Annotated in this window: 13 protein-coding genes; 3 read left to right on the forward strand and 10 right to left on the reverse strand. The window is 55.6% G+C overall.

Annotation, left to right across the window (positions count from 1 at the left end; all coding sequences use genetic code 11):
* Positions 1 to 125 precede the first annotated feature (125 nt).
* On the forward strand, positions 126 to 653 hold the full coding sequence (locus ACXAEW_RS03390) for a sigma-70 family RNA polymerase sigma factor (RefSeq protein ID WP_474939986.1): 528 nt from the start codon (positions 126 to 128) through the stop codon (positions 651 to 653).
* Between the two features lie 105 nt (positions 654 to 758).
* Here the strand turns inward: ACXAEW_RS03390 and ACXAEW_RS03395 are convergent, their stop codons facing one another.
* Both ACXAEW_RS03395 and ACXAEW_RS03400 read right to left on the reverse strand, forming a co-directional pair.
* Positions 759 to 2,174 carry an RtcB family protein gene (locus ACXAEW_RS03395; protein ID WP_474939987.1) on the reverse strand — a complete coding sequence of 472 codons (1,416 nt, stop codon included), beginning with the start codon at positions 2,172 to 2,174 and terminating at the stop codon, positions 759 to 761.
* Between the two features lie 581 nt (positions 2,175 to 2,755).
* Positions 2,756 to 4,312: an RNA-binding protein gene (locus tag ACXAEW_RS03400; RefSeq protein ID WP_474939988.1), complete on the reverse strand. Its 1,557-nt coding sequence runs from the start codon at positions 4,310 to 4,312 to the stop codon at positions 2,756 to 2,758.
* 173 nt (positions 4,313 to 4,485) lie between these two features.
* Between ACXAEW_RS03400 and rtcR the strand changes: the two genes are divergently transcribed.
* Positions 4,486 to 6,048, forward strand: coding sequence for an RNA repair transcriptional activator RtcR (gene rtcR / locus ACXAEW_RS03405; protein ID WP_474939989.1), 1,563 nt, complete (start codon positions 4,486 to 4,488; stop codon positions 6,046 to 6,048).
* A 499-nt stretch (positions 6,049 to 6,547) separates the two neighbouring features.
* Here the strand turns inward: rtcR and prfH are convergent, their stop codons facing one another.
* From prfH to ACXAEW_RS03440, 7 genes are all read right to left on the reverse strand, one after another.
* Positions 6,548 to 7,189: a peptide chain release factor H gene (gene prfH / locus ACXAEW_RS03410; RefSeq protein ID WP_474939990.1), complete on the reverse strand. Its 642-nt coding sequence runs from the start codon at positions 7,187 to 7,189 to the stop codon at positions 6,548 to 6,550.
* Positions 7,186 to 8,319 carry an RNA ligase RtcB family protein gene (locus ACXAEW_RS03415; protein ID WP_474939991.1) on the reverse strand — a complete coding sequence of 378 codons (1,134 nt, stop codon included), beginning with the start codon at positions 8,317 to 8,319 and terminating at the stop codon, positions 7,186 to 7,188. The genes prfH and ACXAEW_RS03415 overlap by 4 nt, the downstream gene beginning before the upstream one ends.
* Before the next feature lie 549 nt (positions 8,320 to 8,868).
* Positions 8,869 to 9,600, reverse strand: coding sequence for a DUF1868 domain-containing protein (locus ACXAEW_RS03420; RefSeq protein ID WP_474939992.1), 732 nt, complete (start codon positions 9,598 to 9,600; stop codon positions 8,869 to 8,871).
* A 14-nt stretch (positions 9,601 to 9,614) separates the two neighbouring features.
* Positions 9,615 to 10,658, reverse strand: a complete 1,044-nt coding sequence (locus ACXAEW_RS03425) for an ABC transporter ATP-binding protein (RefSeq protein ID WP_474939993.1) — start codon at positions 10,656 to 10,658, stop codon at positions 9,615 to 9,617.
* A gap of 4 nt (positions 10,659 to 10,662) precedes the next feature.
* Complete coding sequence (locus ACXAEW_RS03430; RefSeq protein WP_474939994.1) at positions 10,663 to 11,553, reverse strand: carbohydrate ABC transporter permease; 891 nt, start codon at positions 11,551 to 11,553, stop codon at positions 10,663 to 10,665.
* 2 nt (positions 11,554 to 11,555) lie between these two features.
* Positions 11,556 to 12,437: a carbohydrate ABC transporter permease gene (locus ACXAEW_RS03435; RefSeq protein ID WP_474939995.1), complete on the reverse strand. Its 882-nt coding sequence runs from the start codon at positions 12,435 to 12,437 to the stop codon at positions 11,556 to 11,558.
* Between the two features lie 72 nt (positions 12,438 to 12,509).
* A complete protein-coding gene (locus tag ACXAEW_RS03440) occupies positions 12,510 to 13,814 on the reverse strand; it encodes an extracellular solute-binding protein (protein WP_474939996.1) in 1,305 nt (434 codons plus the stop codon).
* 513 nt (positions 13,815 to 14,327) lie between these two features.
* Here ACXAEW_RS03440 and ACXAEW_RS03445 point away from each other — a divergent pair.
* Entirely contained in the window at positions 14,328 to 15,098 is a 771-nt protein-coding gene (locus tag ACXAEW_RS03445; protein ID WP_474939997.1) for an ROK family protein, read from the forward strand.
* Between the two features lie 306 nt (positions 15,099 to 15,404).
* On the opposite strand, the gene tssH is transcribed toward ACXAEW_RS03445, so the two are convergent.
* Positions 15,405 to 18,050: a type VI secretion system ATPase TssH gene (tssH, locus tag ACXAEW_RS03450; protein ID WP_474939998.1), complete on the reverse strand. Its 2,646-nt coding sequence runs from the start codon at positions 18,048 to 18,050 to the stop codon at positions 15,405 to 15,407.
* Positions 18,051 to 18,067 lie beyond the last annotated feature (17 nt).

Here is an 18,067-nt window from a genome sequence, read left to right on the forward strand (position 1 = left end):
GAATTGAAAATCCAATCCATCTGAGACATAATTTGGGCGCGACCAAAGGCATCTGTGCCTAAAGGCAGTTTTCTCCAAACAACACAACTTCCGGACTTATTCCGGATCATGCCAATGGGATTGCCATGCCAGATCACCCGCGTCCGCGCGTCAGCGAAGCTTTGATTGAAGAACTTGTACGGCACCGCAAACTGCATCTGTGTACAGCGTTGAAACTGGTCGGCTCATTAGACGCGGCTGAAGACGTGATCCAGAACACAGCCGTGAAATGCCTGTCTTTGGCCCCCAGCAGTTTGCCGGATAAACTCCGCCCCTATGTGGCGCGGATGGTGCGCAATGCGTCCATCGACTACCTGCGAAGATCGCGCCACGAGATCGCTACGGATTTTGACGACGAAGTCCAGCTGCCAACGGCCGGCGTGACCCCCCTGTGCGGTCGGGCAAGTCTGGAAGGCAAACAAGCGCTGCAGGCAGTTGCCCAAAGTCTGGCCAACAGCACACCACGAAACCGCGAGGTGTTCTTGCGACACCGGCTCATTGGCGTTTCGCAAAAAGAAATTGCCGAAGAACTGCAAGTCTCCCGCGCGCTGATCAATGTGATCATACGCGATGTGCAGCAACGCTGTGCCGAAGGTTTACAGGCTGCCAGTTGAAGAGACCTGAATTGCAACCGCGAGGGCTGGGTGCGCCTCCAGAAGAAGCAAGACACCCTGTATCGTAGTCGTTTTGAGTTGCGTTTTCAGAGCCGTCGGTGAACTTCACCGACGGCTCTTTTTCTTGTTTTTCCAGAACGGCGGCACATCTCCGGCCATGATGCAACCGTAGGGGTCGATGTAGTCCTCGATCTCGGCCAGATCATAAGACTTGATCTGTGCGACAACGCTGTCTGCGCTTTTGTAACTGGACGGCAGCTCTGAAGCGTCGACCGCACCGGCATGGAACCGGATATCCAGCCCTTCGGTTTCAGCCAGCAACATCTCATCCGGCCTGACCGATCCCATCCGGCGCTTGTGCTCCGAGCGTGAAAAGTTCCGCCCCGCGCCATGCGGGCTAAAGCCCAGACCGTGGCCTGCATCCTTTCCGCGCACAACCAGAACCGGCTCGGACATGTTCAGCGGGATCAGCGTCAGCCCTGTCGCATCTGCAGCGTAATCGCCCCAGGCTGGCGTTGCACCCTTGCCGTGGTAGAACAGATCACCCCGTTTAAAAACAAAGTTATGCTCGTTCCAGAACCGCTCTCCCACATCGCCTACACGCGCGGCCTCGACCGTCGCTTGGTGAATGGCGTTATGGTTGGCCTTGGTCCATTTGCGGATCAGCTGTAGCGCCGCCCAATAATTGCGACCCTCTTCGGTATCTGCTGGAATCCAGGCGTTTTGCTTGGGCGTGCGCGGCGACAACTCTTTGCGGAACTTCTCGGCCACATGCATCCCGTTCTTATATAGAACCGCACCGGGCCCACGCGACCCATGATGGGTCACAATCGCCGTCCGTCCAGTCTTGCGCGACCGGCCGACAAACAGGAAATGGTTCCCATCGCCCTGTGTCCCCATATGCTCCTGCGCCATACGCAAAGACTTCGGGTTGTCCAGAAACGGGTTCTCCCGGAACGCGTCCAGAAGTTTCAGCGAGGTCGTGAACCGCTTCCCCTGTGCTCGCCCGCCCGGGCCGAAGTGCGTCACCGATTGAGCCGCATCCAGCACCGCTTTTGGATCGGCGTTCCCCAGATCAGTGATCATAACCGAGCAACAGATATCTGCCGAATGCATCCCCGGATGGATCGCATTCCGAGCCGCCGCGACGCCGCCGACCGGGATGGTCCCAACCGGCCCAGCCGGACAGGCATCCGGCATGATCGCGCCGGCCTCAATGGTGGGTGTCCGCATCAACACTGTCATTGTCTCCCGCACCTTAGAGACGTTGTCCTCTTCGTCCGGGTCCGCCGCGTTGATATTCTCGTGAAACGGCACCTCTCCAGGAGCGCGCATGTCCAAGGTCACCGGCACGGAAGGAATTTCACCCTCCAGCGCCTGACGGATACGCACCAGCCCAAGCCCGTCGGCCCGCATCTCATTTGCGCGCGCCAGCAGGGTGGGGAATTGCTTGCCGGGACGGTGACCCCAGTCTTTCAGATGGTCACCGGTAACCGGATCATATGTCTTTTCGTCCATCATCTTTATCTACTCATGTTTCCAAACTGGCTGGGCGACAAGATGTTCGCAAACCGATTTATTCCGCCACCGGGTTTCTCCGGGCTGGGTTTGAACCAGCACGACATGGTTGCCCATGTCCCCTTTCGGGTGCGTCTACCAGTAGGTCTGCAGGCATTCGCCCAACGTGTCATGGGCCCCGGCGACAAAGGAAGAAGAAACAGTTTGGGAGGCCCGCCCCGCAGTTGAATGGGCAACTGCGTTTGCCGTATGGGCGTCGGCAAAGAGGGGATTTGAACCCGCTCGACCTTTCCCAGTTTGGTACCATGTAGTTCCTTCGGCATTCGCCGGGGTTTTCTAAATAATGCGGCGACAAGGGAGTGATGAAACACTTTGCCCGGTACTCTGCGTATTTGAGCTATGCGCCAAATCGGCACAGCGTGGTCGCTAACCGCGCATCTCCGGGGTAGACTGTAGTTCCATCGGCATTCGCCGAAATCCATTCCTTTTGCTACTTATCAGGTGGGTCAGGCGGACAAATCTGATTGTGAGACGGTGACATTACCTAAAAATGTAGTCCCACAGGCATTCCGCCTGACGCTTTCTTATACGTCGATCTTCTCGATCTCACCGACCCAGTGATCCGGGCCGCTGCGACCGCTGGCAAAACCCGCGATCCGGTCAAAGACCGCATCCGAGAACCCGCCGACATTCAATACGTCTTCACGTGTCTGGGCCTGCGTGGTCCCGTATGGGGCGATGTCGATGCAGACCAGTTTGGCCTTTGGGTTGCGACGCTTGACCACCTCCCATTCCTTCAACATTGCCGTGCCCTGCCCGCCGTTCCGGGCATCAACCCAGGATTGGTTATCGGACACGAACACCACCAGATCCGGTGCGCGACCACGATCGTTCAGCCACTTCAGCGGTGCGGAACAGTTTGTTCCACCACCAGCCAGAGCGGCCAAACGCTCGGCGTTCGTTAGGATCGTGTCGCGCGGCTCCAGACGTACGTCACGCACGTCGAAGTCGAACGGCAGAACCTGACAACCACGGTTCACGCGCTGGAATGACGCGGCCACAAGGGCTGCTACATCCACGTGACGCACAACCGAGGTAGCGCCTGGGCGATACCCGGTCACGGAGCTGGTCATGGAACCGGAGACGTCCGGACACACAACAACCTGACCGACAACCTTTGGTACGTTCCGCACCGCGACTTCCATCGCATCATGCAGAGCCTCTACGATCTCGCGCGGCATATCACTGTTCACGTTCTGCGCCGCCACCATCAACTGGTACGGAAACGCACGCGCCTTTGCGATAGCCTTCGGATCACGCAACAGCGCAGCCACATGATCCACGTTGTTGGTCACATTGAAAACGCCATGACGCTGGAACGTGTTCAGGTTCTGGCGCACCATCTGCCACGAGCCTTTACGTGCGATCCGCGCCCAGTGTTGTGGCGACAGCTCCAACTGCGTCAACATCTGGAACGGCACGTCCGGCACCGGGCCTTTGCCAGTTTCACGAAACGCAATCCAATCCTGCAGAGCCTGTGGCAGCCGTGCCAGATTACACGGCCGCCCGACGATCCAGGCAAATAGCGCCTCCCGCTCGGCCGAGGCCGGTTTAGGATGCACCATCTTGATCACGTCCGCCAAAGACGGGTCATTCCCGATATTGGCGTTCAGAAGCGCTCGGTCGGACGCCGTATTCAACCAGTTTTGCACCATCGCTTTCGGGGCCGACCCCAGTGACGTCCGACCGGTCTGCCCCGATCGAATGATCTGCACAAAAGTGCGCAGCAACTTCCCGTTATCGACCACTTGGCCAAAGGCCGCCCGGAACAGAACCGGATCACGCCGAGCCAAAATGGCCAGGAGAACAGCAGGCATATCCTTCATGTATCCCGACTGGCGGGCATAAATCGCCGCCTGCGCCAGGAACTTTGGCTCAACCGCCTCAGCCAACTCCAGAACATATTCCAGCTCTTGCTGCGGCGTTTGATAAAACATGCCCCCAAAGGTTCCGGTCACGGCGACCTGTGCCAGAGCATGGGCATCGGAATAAGCGTAGGCCGGCGCGCCATGCACGTTCTGAGCAGTTGCTTTAGGCAGCGGCCGACCTTTGATCGATGCAAACACAGATTTGTTCGCCATTTCCTTGTCCTCGTTGTTTTGTGAGGATGTTTTGGCATGGCATGCGCAGTAATCAGAGAGAAAACGAATATTCACCCAAGACACTGTTTTAAAATGAATATTTTCAGTGTTGCTGAAAGCAGCTCCCCAATCTACGATACAAAAATATCATAGGTTATAGAAATAGATACAGCATGAAGAATGTCGTCATCGGATTCCTTGGCACGCAGCTGGATATGGGCAAGAAACGACGCTGGAAACCCACCCCCAGCCTGACCCTCCACGACCATTTCGACGTCGATCGGCTCGAGCTGTTGCACGACCACAAGTTCCATCGCCTCGCCCATCAGGTCAAACGCGAGATCGAAGAGCTGTCACCCCGAACCGAGGTGCTGCTGCATCGCCTAGACCTGACCGATCCCTGGGACTTTCAGGAGGTCTACGGCAAGCTGTTCGACTTTTCCCGCGCATATGGGTTTGACGAGGATCGCGAGCAGTATCACGTCCACCTGACCACAGGGACACATGTCGCGCAGATCTGCTGGTTCCTATTAACCGAAAGTCGGCATATCCCCGCGCGGTTGATCCAGACGGGCCCTCCTGGCCCGGATGAGGACAAACCAAAGTTCGACGTGATTGATCTTGACCTCAGCCGCTACAACGCGCTTCAGCAGCGGTTCGACCAACTGTCGCGCGAATACAGCAACCATCTGAAAGGCGGGATCGAAACGCACAATCCGCAATATAATGCATTGATCGACCGAATAGAGCTTGTCGCCAGTAATTCTGACGAACCGATCCTGCTTCTGGGAGAAACCGGTACCGGCAAGACAGAACTGGCCGAACGCATTCACAGTCTCAAGCTGGACCGCCGCCGCATCAAGGGCCGTCTGGTTCACGTCAACTGTGCGACCCTGAACGGGCCCGACGCCACGGCAATGCTTTTTGGTCAACGCCGCTCTTACCTTGGGACAGCAGGGACAGAGCGAAGCGGTTTGCTGCGCGAAGCTGATGGTGGCGTGCTGTTTCTGGATGATGTGGACGAGTTGAATCCCAACATGCAGTCGGTCCTGCTGCACGCGATCGAAACCGGGCGGTTCTATCCTCTGGGCTCGGACCATGAAATCTCAAGCCGGTTTCACCTGATCGCCGGTGCCAATCGCGACCTGCGCAGCTTGACAGCTTCGGGACAGTTTCGCCCCGACCTACTGGCCCGGCTGCACACATGGCGCTTTACCTTACCCCCTTTGCGCAACCGTACTGAAGATATAGAGGCCAACCTGCTGCACGAACTGGATCGTTGCGAACGGAATTTGGGCACCCATGTCGGCTTCAATTCCGATGCCCGTACGCAGTACCTTGAGTTTGCAAAAGACCCGGCAACAGCGTGGCTGGGAAACTTCCGCGATTTTTCTGGATCAATCCGCAGACTGTGTACGCTTGCTCCCCGCGGCCGGATTACGAGGGCAATGGTCTTATCTGAAATCAAGACGCTTCAAACAGACTGGAAGTCCGCACAGTCCAATGACGACCAAAAGCTGGTTGCAGATGTGATGGGCGACGCTGCATCCGAAGTCGACCCGTTTGACCTTGTTCAACTGGCCGAAGTGATACGGGTCTGCCGCCGCTCCTCCAGCCTGAGCGCCGCTGGTCGCACCTTGTTCTCTGTTTCTCGCAGCAAGCGCAAGACCCAGAATGATTCCGACAGGTTGAGAAAATACCTGAGCAAATTCGGCTTGGAATGGGGGGCGCTTTAATCCGGGCAGTGGATGTAACTTTACGAAATTATTCTGCCTGGATGTCTTTTAAACAGCATTCCAATCCCGATGGCTGCGCTGCGGATAAAGCGTCGGTACTATTGGCGAACAGCCCGCCCTGTATCTGAGCAAGGCTGGCTGTTCGAAAACCGACGCCAATTCGCGTTCGCCGGGGAAAAACGCTCGACCCTCAGCGACCCGCCCACTTTTGACTTTTCATTGATACCGCGCTCCAGACCACAGAGTTTTCCCTGCCAAAAGAACCAGTGTTTCCCCGACGCGTAGCCATTTGGACCCCGTGCCAATGTGCCATCCGTCATACGAACATGGCGCGACTGGGACAGAACGTTATTCTGCCCCATCCTGATACAAATTGGCGATAGGCCGCGCTGCGGTTGTCGAGTGTCAGACTGACCCAGACGTTTCGAACGCTCGCGCGGTAGAGCGCCAGCCCCCCGCGAAGAAATCGCGGTTCAAGAATTGGTTAGTTACCTTCATTTTAACCACCCTTCTCCTCACAAAAGTCGTGACCTTTGAAGCACCGGACCGGATTACCGCGTTCGAGTGCATGGTGCAGCCCGTTATGGCTCGCCTTTTGTGCTGCTTCATCCGCTGCGGCCTGGGCAGTCATCAGGCGTCGAAGGCGCTCCAAGGCCAACGCCTTATTTCGATGTTGCGAACGTTCCTCACGCGCCACCGCCGAAAGCCCCGTTAGCCTGTGCGTTGCCCGCACCGCGCTATCGGTTGTGTTCTGATGCTGCCCGCCAGGGCCACCCGCACGGAAGGTTTCAAACACGACGTCACTGGTGCGGATACGGTCAGGCATTCGCGCGGTTTCAGGCAAATCGAATACACCAATAAACCAGTTGGCCCGTTTATGCGCCGGGCGGACTTTACTGTCCGCGCGCCATTGGATCGTGCCGCGCCAGGCTTTGCAAAACACGTCCACATTCGTACCGCTGACCAGAACCACGGCGGATTTAAAACCATGTTTTGTCCGCACACCTTTGAAATCGAAATCTAAGGCAAGCAACTGCGCCTCGCTTCGCATGACATCTATGACACCCGCCACGGCTTGCTGGCATTCCGCCGGGCCACGACCGCTGGTCACCAAGAGAGACACATGTCCGGTTGCAGTCATGATATGGCCCTCTCACGCGTTTTCTTAAAAGTAAAGAGCGGGTGGAACTCGGCCACGCAGGAGGCCGCGCCTTTGCGTTCCAGATCTTTGACGACCGACTTGGCGGATTTGTATGCCAATGGCGCCTCTTCAACCAAAAGGTCTCGATCCTCACACAGAATACGGCCCCCGAAGGGATTGCGCTGCATGGCCTCAATGTCAGACTTTTTGGCCCGCACACGACCATGCATGGAAGAGCGGTCATATCGTCGGCCCGCACCATGGGCGAGGCTACCTAATGCAGCATCGAGACCGGTCGGAGCCAACAGAAAGCTTGCACTCGCCCGCGATCCAGCAAGCGGAACATACCCATGCTCACCAACCGCCGCGCCTTTGCGGTGCAGCCAATACCCGTTTTTCTGCGTAAGTAGGTTGTGCGGTACATCAGCCAACTGCGTCAGATCTGCGCGCAGCGCTTCTGCTGCCCGTTCTGCAATAATCTGACGATTGAGGCCGGCCCAACGAACGGCCCGATCATGATCCTGCAAATAGGCCTGCGCCGCTTCGCTATCGCTTTGCACACCGGCAAAGGCGCCCTGAGGTAAAGCCCCAAGAACAGTATTGCCGAACCCGCGCGAGCCGGAATGAACCAGCAGATACAGGCGTGATGCATCGAGGCAGGTGTCGCCGTCTGCCTCGGCCAAGGTCTGCACCTCGCAGAAATGATTACCACCACCAACCGTGCCGAGTGATGCGGCAGACAGATCGGCAGGCAAGCCAATATCTTCCAGCCGTCGGCCCTGATCTTCAGATGCAGGCTCTTCAAGAACGCGCATCCGGCGCAGCGCTTTCTCCAACTTCAGCTTTCGCACTGGCAGGTCGAGCTGGAACAGGGACATGCCACAACCGATATCGTTACCGATCAGCTGTGGGAAAATACGGTCTGCCAGAACGGCACATCCTACCGGCCCGTATTTGCCTGGATGCAGATCTGGAAAGGCCGCGATTTTTTGCACGCCGGTCCACCCGGCGATTTCTTCAAGTTGTTGTTCAGCCCGTCCTTCGATCCAGGCTGCCGATGTATAGAATTTCGTGATGGTGTCGGCGCCGGACGCAGCGGCCGAGCAACCACCCAAGACAGAATTGCCCATGAGATAGTACCCAAAATACGTAATGAGATGCGCCAGCGGGGAACTGGCGAACTGGATCAACCCTGATCTGGTATCAGCTTAGGTGTTGATCGGCCCCGAAAGGGTAGAACGACGAACAATCATGATTATCCCTTTCCTGTTTGGGGTTACGGTTTTGGTCCGATGGAACCATCTTGGATGGTCTGGTAATCAGCCTGGGCGATTCCTTCAAAGATTTAGATGCTGCCAACATCGTCACGTGACATAATTGCAACAAACACCTGCATGAGCACAATACGATAGATAAGAGGCGGAAACATGCAATCCAGAGGCTGGTTCGGCGAATATGACGGCTGTCAAAGCTGCGACTAACCACCTTAGAATAGGAGGTTTTGCGCCTAAACGCCCGCTCACATAGGCGTTCCGAAACCAAATGCGGCTCCTAGGTGGGTCGTTCCAATAGGGAATGTGTTTCGGTCCCCCCCACCCCAAGCCCCGCACAACCTAAGTTCGCGCAGATTTGACAATCGCCTGCAAAGTTCTGCTTCGATGTCAGCCTCTTTACTTGCATCAATCCAGGTATCGCAGCGGAGAGAAGTGGTGCATGGAGTCAAAGTTACAGAACTCCAGCGGGCCAAGGGCCACATCGCCAATAGCATCGCAATATTCTGAACTGATCTCCGCGCTGAAGGCTGCCATTTCATACGCCAGTGGCTCAGAAACCCAAGATAAGAGATATGCAAGCGATATATGGAACACATAGTCGTCAAAATCCGGGAACTCCAGCCCGGTAGCAACCCTCAGCTTGCGGCGTGTGTCTCGCAGGGCGGTCTCTGCCGCGTTGTCTGCACCTGTCATTGTCAGGCTATGACAGGCAAAAAGATCAGTACAACGGACCAAATAGCGCGAAGGAAGGCCCAGAGCTGATGTGCGGGACAAGAAATACGCGGAAACTGCATCACGGTTCTGATCTTCGGACACGTCGCCAGGCCAAACTCCCTTCGCTTTTGCCTCAGGCGAGATCCCCTGAAACACTGTCATGTGAAAGCTTGCCGGAGGCAGAAAGCTGAAGAACGGCGAATACGGGCTACACTTGATCTTCTCTTGAACTGTTCGGATGGCTTCAAAGGCTGGAGAGCGTGGATCAATATGGCAAATAAATGTATTGCCGGGCCAGATTTGGACCGCGCCATCTGTGAAAAATTTTTCGCCTCCCCCTGGGATCCCGACACCGCTCGGATGGGGACGGCTGCTCAGTTGCCCAGTGAGGAATGAAACGGGGTCGGGGCGGTTAGGTGCCATAATTAACTACTTTCTCAATTTAGGCGAAGGCCAGTTTCCGGGTGGAAATAGTGAAGATGTTGTGGCGGAAATCGCAGGTGAAGTTCGTCTGCGGCTTCTACATTTGCGTCGGGAGTAGCGGTCACATTTATCTGTTGCCCGCCAGGAAGCAGCGCAACCAAAGAAACATAAGCCCCCAGATCCTCGCGATATTTCACCCTGACAGGTATGCCGCTGGTGCAAATCTCAATTTTCTCTGGGCGAATGCCAATCGTCAGCGGACCCTGCATATCACTGTCATGAAGGCGCGGACCATTTTCCAGTCGTAGGCAAGAACCATCCGCCGACGCTGACAGAATGTTCATTGGCGGCGAGCCAATAAATCCAGCCACAAAACGGCTTGCCGGGCGATGATAGATCTCACTCGGCGGCGCGAATTGCTCTACTCGGCCCTGATTGAGGATCATCACACGATCCGCCAATGTCATCGCCTCAACCTGATCATGGGTCACAAAGACGCTCGTGGCACCAATGCGTTTGTGCAGTTCGGCCAGCTCCATTCGCATTCCATGACGAAGTTTAGCGTCGAGATTGGATAGCGGTTCATCAAAAAGAAGTACCTTTGGTTCGCGTACGATGGCACGAGCGATTGCAACGCGCTGCCGCTGTCCACCCGACAATTCAGATGGCTTACGGGCCAAATAGTCACCCAGTTCGACAATATCGGCCGTCAAAGCCACCCGCCGAGCTCGTTCCACCTTGGGAACACCCGCGACCTTCAGCGCGTAGCCAATATTTTCTGCGACGCTCATATGCGGATAAAGCGCATAGTTTTGAAAAACCATAGCGCAACCTCGGTCTTTTGGAGGCAGGTCTTGAACCTCGCGTGCGTCGAAACGGATTGAGCCGCTGGTCACGGTTTCAAGCCCAGCAATCATGTTAAGCAGCGTTGATTTTCCACAGCCTGAAGGACCAAGGATCACTGTGAATTCCCCGGAAGCAAGGTGAGCCTCAATCGACTTTGTCACCTCGGTTTCACCAAAGGTTTTGACAATTTTATCCAGATGAATCGTAGTCATTTTGCTATTTCTCCGAGAGATTCAGGCCGCGCACGATCTGGCGCTGCATCACGGCGATCAAAAGCACCGGAATAAAGGACACAAACAACGCTCCGGTCATCAAAAGAGGAACTTCGGGTATCTGGTCCGGTTCCTGTGTGGCAAGGCGCGCCAGACCAACAATCGCAGGCTGTGCGTCGGGACGGGACGCGGCAACCAAAGGCCATAGATAGGCGGTCCAGCCGCCAATGAACCAAAACAGGAAGGTCGCGATCAGGGGGGGACGGCTGAGGGGGAGAAGGATGTCGATCATGAACCGGATCGGCCCGGCACCATCCATGGCCGCAGCTTTTGGCAAGTCGCGGGGCAGACTGAGAAAGAATTGCCGATAGATAAAGACCGAGGTCGACGCGGTCGCCAAGGGGGCAGCTACGCCGATATAAGTGTCGAGCAGATTGAGCTTCAGGTCCGTCTTTAGTCCAACCAACGCCGCGAGCCAATTGATCGGCATCGCAACATTGGCCACCACTTGGTAGGTTGTGATCACGATGAGTTCAACCGGTAGCATCACGCTTGCGATTGTCAGCGCAAAGATGATCCGGTTCAGTCGGTTGTCGTAAAATACAAGCGCAAACGTCGCAAGGAAAGCGACACTGCATTTGATAGCGGCAACGAGCACCGACACAACGAAGGAGTTCCAAAGCTGCTTGGGCAACATGGTTTCGGTTACAATATGGTGCACATTGGAAAAGAAATGTCCGCCTAGTCGGGCATGGATCCCCCCGGCTTCGACAAATTGAGATTGAGACTGCGTGGCAGTGACAAAGGTGATCAAGAGCGGCGTCAGAACAAAGCCAATTCCCAGAAGCAGAGCCACCGCCGCTGCGCGATCAATCCCGTTGGTACGTTCAATCATAATTACCGCTCGTATTTTACATTGCGTTCGAGACGGAACTGCAAAAGGACCATTGCGACGACGATGAGCATCAAAATAACAGTCTGCGTCGCAGCACCAGAAAGATCATACGCTTTGAACCCGTCGACATAGATCTTGTAAATCAAAAGCGTTGTTGCCCCTCCGGGACCGCCTTCGGTCATCGTGTCAATCAATCCAAAGACCTCGACCACGGCACCAACAAATTCCAGCACAAAGACCAAGAAGATCTGCGGTGTCAAAAGTGGAAGCTGGATGTTCCATATCCGTCGCCACGGCCCTGCTCCGTCCATCGCAGCTGCCTTTGTCAGAGTATCGGGGAGGGTCTGCAGGCCGGAAAGCAGAATAACAAAGTTGAACGGGATGCCGTTCCAAACTTGCGCAATCACGATTGTCACAAAGGCATCAGTGCCATCGATCCGGGGGGTCCATATACCTGGGAACATCTCATTCATGGGTGAAAACACGCCAAGGAACGGATTGAAGATAAAGACAAATACAACACCGATGGAGGCACCCGCGATGGCCTTTGGCCAAATGATGATGTTTCTCGCCGTTTGACTGAAACGCATTCCCCGATCTGCGGCCAGTGCCAACACCAAAGACAGTGCAATTGCCAAACCAGGCGCGACGATCATAAAGACAAGCGTGCGCCGTGCCGCCTCCCATAATTCGGGATCCGATAGAACTCGTTGAAAGTTCTGCAATCCGACGAATTCCGATCCACCTCCAAAAGGCCGTTCCAAAAACAGTGACCAGAAGAAAGCCAGCCCAACAGGCACGTAGAAGAACATAAACAGCAAGAACAAAATTGGCGCGACAAGCATCGCATAGCTCAAACGGCCGGAAAAAAATGCATGGTTCATATGGCTCTCAGTCCATCAAAGAAGGGATGAAAAGGTGGCGCACGGGGGTGATCCGCCGACGCCACCCATCAATTACGGAAGCGTCGCGCCGGAATAGGTTTGCGCAAATCGGCGCAGAAGCGCGTTGCCTCGGGTCACAGAGTGATCGAGTGCTTCCTGCATCGTCTGATCGCCATTAAAGGCCTTTTGCGTCTCTTCTTTGAAAATGTCTCGGAATTGGACATAGAAGCCTAGGCGAATGCCACGGCTTGCTGCGGTGCCTGGCATGTTCAGCGACGCCACACCCAATTCGGCGGTGGCGAATTCCAGCTCTTTGTTTTTGCCTTGCTCAACCAGCGTGTTCAAAGCGGACATCGTGACGGGCATATAACCGGTCATACGGGTGAACTCGATTTGCTGCTCGTCCTGGCGAAGGAAATCCAGGAGCGCCTTTGCAGCGTCGATCTCGTCGGCGTCATGGCCCTTCATAACCCAGATCGAACCACCGCCAATCAGAGTGTTGTGACGCTCGTATCCCTCATACATCGGGGCGAGGGTCAGCGCGACTTTGTCGCCAAGGGCTGCAAATGCCCCACCATAGGCGCCGGTGGAGCTTTCCATCATAGCACATTCACCGCCATTAAATGCGGCGGTATATTTACCGGCTTTGGTGTCCTGGCTCAGGCGCACCAGTCCTTCTTTGCGCCATTGGGCAAGGTTCTTCATGTGCTGTGCGACCAAACCGCTGTTGATCGTGTATTCCGCATCAAGCCCGCCATAACCGTTGTTCTGACTAGCAATGGCTGTGCCATGGCGCGCAGCAAATTGTTCCAGCACCCGCCAAGGGTGCGCATCTGTGGTGAATGGGCAATCGACGCCTGCGTCTTTCAACATGCGTGCCGTTTCGATGACCGCTTCAAAGGTCTGTGGAACGTCGGTAATCCCGGCTTCAGCCAAGATTTCCTTGTTGGCATAGAAGACCAAAGTCGAGCCATTGTAAGGCTGCGAAAAGAGCGCACCCGTCGACGTCTCATAATAACCGCGCGCGCCGGTATTATAGTCGCTCCAGTCTACGTCTGGCAGGATGTCTGACACGGGCAAAACAGCGTCCGACAGCATAAGGTCCAAGGTTCCAGCGTCAAAAAACTGAATCAGAACGGGATGTTCGCCAGAGCGGTAAGCCGCGATGGCCTTTTGCATGCCGACTTCATACCCGCCTTGACCAACGCAGGTCACATTGTGTGCTTTTTGCGAAGCATTGAAGTCGGCACAGGCACTCTGGATCGCCTCTTCAGGACGACCGGTGTTGCCGTACCAGAATTCGATATCCGCGGCGACACCAGTTGATGCTGGTAGGGCAATCGCTAGCGTCATCGCTGCAGTGAAGAAGAATTTCATTGGACCCTCAGGAAGTGGTTGAAGTGCATTTCGCTATGAGATCCGCTATTACTCTTTAAGTGTGACAATAACTTTACACGGGATTTTTTATAGCCAAAACACCCGCACGCGCCTTATAGGGGATGTATGAAAGCGCAGATCTTTGACCCGTTCAGACTTGTTCCCAAACGTTTTTTGCGAGATGAGATGCGAGCGGCCAGCCCGAATGAACGCCGCGTGATGTCCGAAATCTGGCGAACGCCAGGTGTGTCGCGCAGCGCGTTGCAGGGACAACTCGACCTGACTCAGCAGTCAATCCATCGGATAGTCACCGCACTGGAACAGCGTGGCACCCTTTTGGTCGGGCCACTGGAACCGCCTAGCTACAAGGGAAAACCCAGCCCTCAGCTACGCCTGAATCCGGACTTTGCCGCGACGCTTGGGATCAGTATAGACACCGACAGTGCTGGTGTAACGCTGATGGACTTTGCGGGCTCGTTTACAACCAAAGCGCTCAGAATCGACGGGCTGAGTATGGCCGAAGCACTCGCGGAAATTGACCGTTGTATTGAAGCCTTGCTTGTACAAACGAACACGCCGCGTGACAGGCTCTTTGGCATCGGTTTCTCGATTGCCGGATTTCGGGTCGAAGGGTCCCGCTTCAATCCACCCGAACCTTTGCTAGAATGGTCAAAACATCAACTAGAGCCTATGCTGGCAGACCGGTTTTCATTGCCAGTCTGGGCTGAGAACGGCTCAAACACAGGCGCGCTTTGTGAACGCATGCTGGGGGTAGGCCGCAGCGTTTCAAACTTCGTCTACATGTCCTTTAACTATGGGTTTGGCGCCGGCTTGATCGTCGATGGAGAACTACTGACGGGGCGCTTTGGCAACGCAGGAGAAATCAGCGGGATTTTTACGCCCGAAGAACACGCCGACCGACCACGCTTACGTAGCCTTCTTGAAATGCTGAACGAAAACGGTGTGCATGTCCGGAGCATTTCTGAGTTGTCCGAAACATTTGATATGAACTGGCCTGGCGTAGAGGCATGGCTCACTCGTGTGGCCCCGCATGCCAGCCGTGCGGTCAATGTGCTCAATTCAGTGGTTGATCCGGAAGTGGTGGTCTTTGGCGGCCAGATCCCTCCCAAACTGGCGCTGGCCTTGATTGAAAGGTTGAATTTTTACGGCAGCCCCCGGCACGGGGTAATACGCGCGACACCCCGCATGGTCCCTTCGCAAATAAAAGGCGAAACCTCGGCAATAGGAGCCGCGACATTGCCATTGAAGAATGGCTTTTTCTAAGCCGACAAAAGCTATGAACCGCCCTGATCTTTTCAGAGGCGCTTGTGTGTCCCCATCTGGTCAGTTGCGTCAAAGGTCTGTTGGAACGCCTGCTAAATCTTCAAAGACGCTCCAGTTACACGGGCTGGGGTAATATAGCACAGCCCACCAGATGCGCGACGCGCAAGACACTCAGGACCCGCTTCACACGCGGATCCTCAGCTCTCCATATTCGAACAACGACCTTGTCAGACGTCGTTCAATTTTCGCTCTATTCTTCGCCACTCCGCTCGAAAGTGGAGCGGCGCCAAAGCCTGTGTCAGTCGTTCAGATTTCCTGGGCCAACTCTGTCGCCTTGCCAAACTGATACATAAACCCCTGATCGCCACGGGTAACTTTAACGCGCTCGAACTCTTCACCTGCGACCATACGCTCCAGAACATGACGTGACAGTTCCGGCAGAATCGAATTGGTAATGATGTTGTCGATCATCCGGCCCCCGCTGTCAGGATCGCGGCATTGCTCAGTAATGTAATCCAGCACATCCTGACCATAGACCAGCTCTGCCTCGTGGCTTGCTCGCAACCGTTTTGCAACCGAACGCAACTTGAGCTTGGTGATCTCTGCCAGCGCCGCGCTGCCCAGCGGGAAATAGGGGATCGACACAATACGACCAAGCAACGCCGGCGGGAAAACATCCAACTGGAACGGCTTCAGCGCTGCTGCCAGCTCGTCGACGTCCGGTTTGGTATTACCCTCATCGGCCATTTCCATAATGACATCAGTACCAACATTAGAGGTCAGCAGGATCAGAGTATTCTTAAAATTGATCGGCCGCCCGTTGCCGTCCTCCATTATACCCTTGTCAAAGACCTGGAAGAACAACTCATGTATGTCCGGGTGTGCTTTTTCAATCTCGTCCAAAAGCACAACAGAATAGGGTTTGCGCCGCACTGCCTCAGTCAGGCGACCACCTTCTCCGTAACCGACATAGCCGGGAGGCGCGCCTTTCAGCAGCGACACAGAATGCGCCTCCTGGAATTCAGACATGTTGATGGTGATAATGTTCTGCTCGCCGCCATAGAGCGTTTCAGCCAGCGCCAGAGCGGTTTCGGTCTTACCAACACCGGACGGGCCACAAAGCATAAACACCCCAATCGGCTTGTCAGGATTCGCAAGACCCGCGCGCGAGGTTTCGATCCGTTTCGCAATCGTCGCCAGCCCGTGATCCTGACCAATCACCCGCTCTTGAAGGCGATCCGACAAGGTTAGTACGGCAGACAGCTCGTCCTGCACCATGCGCCCCACAGGAATACCGGTCCAATCCGAGATCACCGAGGCAACGGACTGCGAGTCCACATGGGCATAGACCATACGGTCATCCGGGTTTGCGCCTTCAAGCTGCGCCATTTTCTTGAGCAGAAGATCGTGGGTACCAGGTCCGCCTTCGTCTTCACCACCCATAGCGCTGCGAAGGGCAAGGATTTCCTCAACCAGTTCTTTTTCCGCCTCATAGGTACCGCGCAGATTGATCAACTCCTCATTCAGCGCGGCTTTTTCAGCTTCTGCTTCGGCGATGCGCGCCTCATTGGAGGTGCCCAGCTCGCGCTCAGCGTGCTTTGCTTCGATCTCTGTCTCTAGCGCACTGATGTCCTGCTGCAGATCCGCAATCCGTGCAGGCAGTGCTGACTGGCTGACCGCCACACGGGCACATGCCGTATCCAGCAGCGACACCGCCTTGTCCGGCAACTGGCGCGCTGGGATGTAGCGCGCCGACAGAGACACAGCGGAGACAATTGCCTCATCTGCTATGCGTACACCATGGTGTTTTTCCATTGCGCCAAGGATACCACGCAGCATTGTACAACAGAGCTTTACGTCCGGTTCATCCACATTTACTGGCTGGAATCGACGGGTCAGCGCCGGATCTTTTTCAAAGTAGTTACGATATTCGGCCCAAGTGGTCGCCGCAATCGTGCGCAGGGTTCCCCGTGCCAGAGCCGGTTTCAGCAGGTTGGCCGCATCGCCAGTGCCTGCTTGCCCCCCTGCCCCAATCAAAGTGTGTGCCTCGTCGATGAACAGAATGATCGGAGTAGGCGACGACTGGACTTCGTCGATCACCGACTTGAGCCGTTGTTCGAACTCACCCTTCATTGACGCTCCGGCTTGCATAGCCTGGATATCCAGTTCGAACAGCTTGGTGCTGCGCAGTTTCGGCGGCACATCACCTGCAGCCAGACGTTGCGCAAAGCCTTCGACCACCGCGGTTTTCCCCACACCTGCCTCACCGGTCAGGATCGGGTTGTTCTGGCGTCGGCGCAGCAATACATCAACGATCTGGCGGATTTCTTCGTCACGGCCAACGATCGGATCCATTGTTTCAGCTGCCGCAGTCATATCCTTGGCAAAACGTCCCAACGCAGTCGAAGCGCCAGGACCCTCTTCCCCTTCACTCGCCGAAAGGCCAGAGCCTTCAACCGGCGTTTGGTTTTCCTCTTCACTGTCCCGCCAAAGGCTGCGGGCTTCTTTGGCCAAGGTTTCAGCAGAAAGCATCGCAAGCGTCTTTGAGATCGCCGCGAGCACCCGTCGGCTTTCGGAATTAGACAAGAGAGCCACAAGAATATGGCCGGTGCGGATCTGGACCTCACCGAACAACAAGGTGGCATAGACCCAACCGTTGGTGAACGCCTTGGACAAGGTGTCAGATATCACGGGCATCTCTGTGACGTTCTTTTCAAGGCGCGACAACGATTGTGTCAGCTCCGTCAGCACTGCCGCCCGGTCAAGTTTCAGCCCCCGTAAGGTGCAGGATACGTCCGAGTCCTTCAAAGACACCACATGATAAAGCCAATGCAATACATCCACGTGGCGGTGCCCCTCTCCTCGCGCCTGACGCATCGCGTTGAAAAACGCATCATGCCCGGATCGGTTCAGCTTTCCGACGTATGTTTCGACCTGAATTTCTGCAGCCATTGTGTCTGCCTCCCGAA

It is taken from the genome of Epibacterium sp. ABZ3_068 (assembly GCF_056159265.1).

Excerpts from the sequence above, each read along its gene's own strand:
- prfH (WP_474939990.1), bottom strand. The coding sequence starts at position 7,189 with ATGACTGCAACCGGACATGTGTCTCTCTTGGTGACCAGCGGTCGTGGC.
- ACXAEW_RS03445 (WP_474939997.1), top strand. The coding sequence starts at position 14,328 with ATGGCCGAAGCACTCGCGGAAATTGACCGTTGTATTGAAGCCTTGCTT.
- ACXAEW_RS03400 (WP_474939988.1), bottom strand. The coding sequence starts at position 4,312 with ATGGCGAACAAATCTGTGTTTGCATCGATCAAAGGTCGGCCGCTGCCT.
- ACXAEW_RS03440 (WP_474939996.1), bottom strand. The coding sequence starts at position 13,814 with ATGAAATTCTTCTTCACTGCAGCGATGACGCTAGCGATTGCCCTACCA.
- ACXAEW_RS03425 (WP_474939993.1), bottom strand. The coding sequence starts at position 10,658 with ATGACTACGATTCATCTGGATAAAATTGTCAAAACCTTTGGTGAAACC.
- ACXAEW_RS03395 (WP_474939987.1), bottom strand. The coding sequence starts at position 2,174 with ATGATGGACGAAAAGACATATGATCCGGTTACCGGTGACCATCTGAAA.
- ACXAEW_RS03435 (WP_474939995.1), bottom strand. The coding sequence starts at position 12,437 with ATGAACCATGCATTTTTTTCCGGCCGTTTGAGCTATGCGATGCTTGTC.
- ACXAEW_RS03420 (WP_474939992.1), bottom strand. The coding sequence starts at position 9,600 with ATGGCACCTAACCGCCCCGACCCCGTTTCATTCCTCACTGGGCAACTG.
- ACXAEW_RS03415 (WP_474939991.1), bottom strand. The coding sequence starts at position 8,319 with ATGGGCAATTCTGTCTTGGGTGGTTGCTCGGCCGCTGCGTCCGGCGCC.
- rtcR (WP_474939989.1), top strand. The coding sequence starts at position 4,486 with ATGAAGAATGTCGTCATCGGATTCCTTGGCACGCAGCTGGATATGGGC.
- tssH (WP_474939998.1), bottom strand. The coding sequence starts at position 18,050 with ATGGCTGCAGAAATTCAGGTCGAAACATACGTCGGAAAGCTGAACCGA.
- ACXAEW_RS03430 (WP_474939994.1), bottom strand. The coding sequence starts at position 11,553 with ATGATTGAACGTACCAACGGGATTGATCGCGCAGCGGCGGTGGCTCTG.
- ACXAEW_RS03390 (WP_474939986.1), top strand. The coding sequence starts at position 126 with ATGCCAGATCACCCGCGTCCGCGCGTCAGCGAAGCTTTGATTGAAGAA.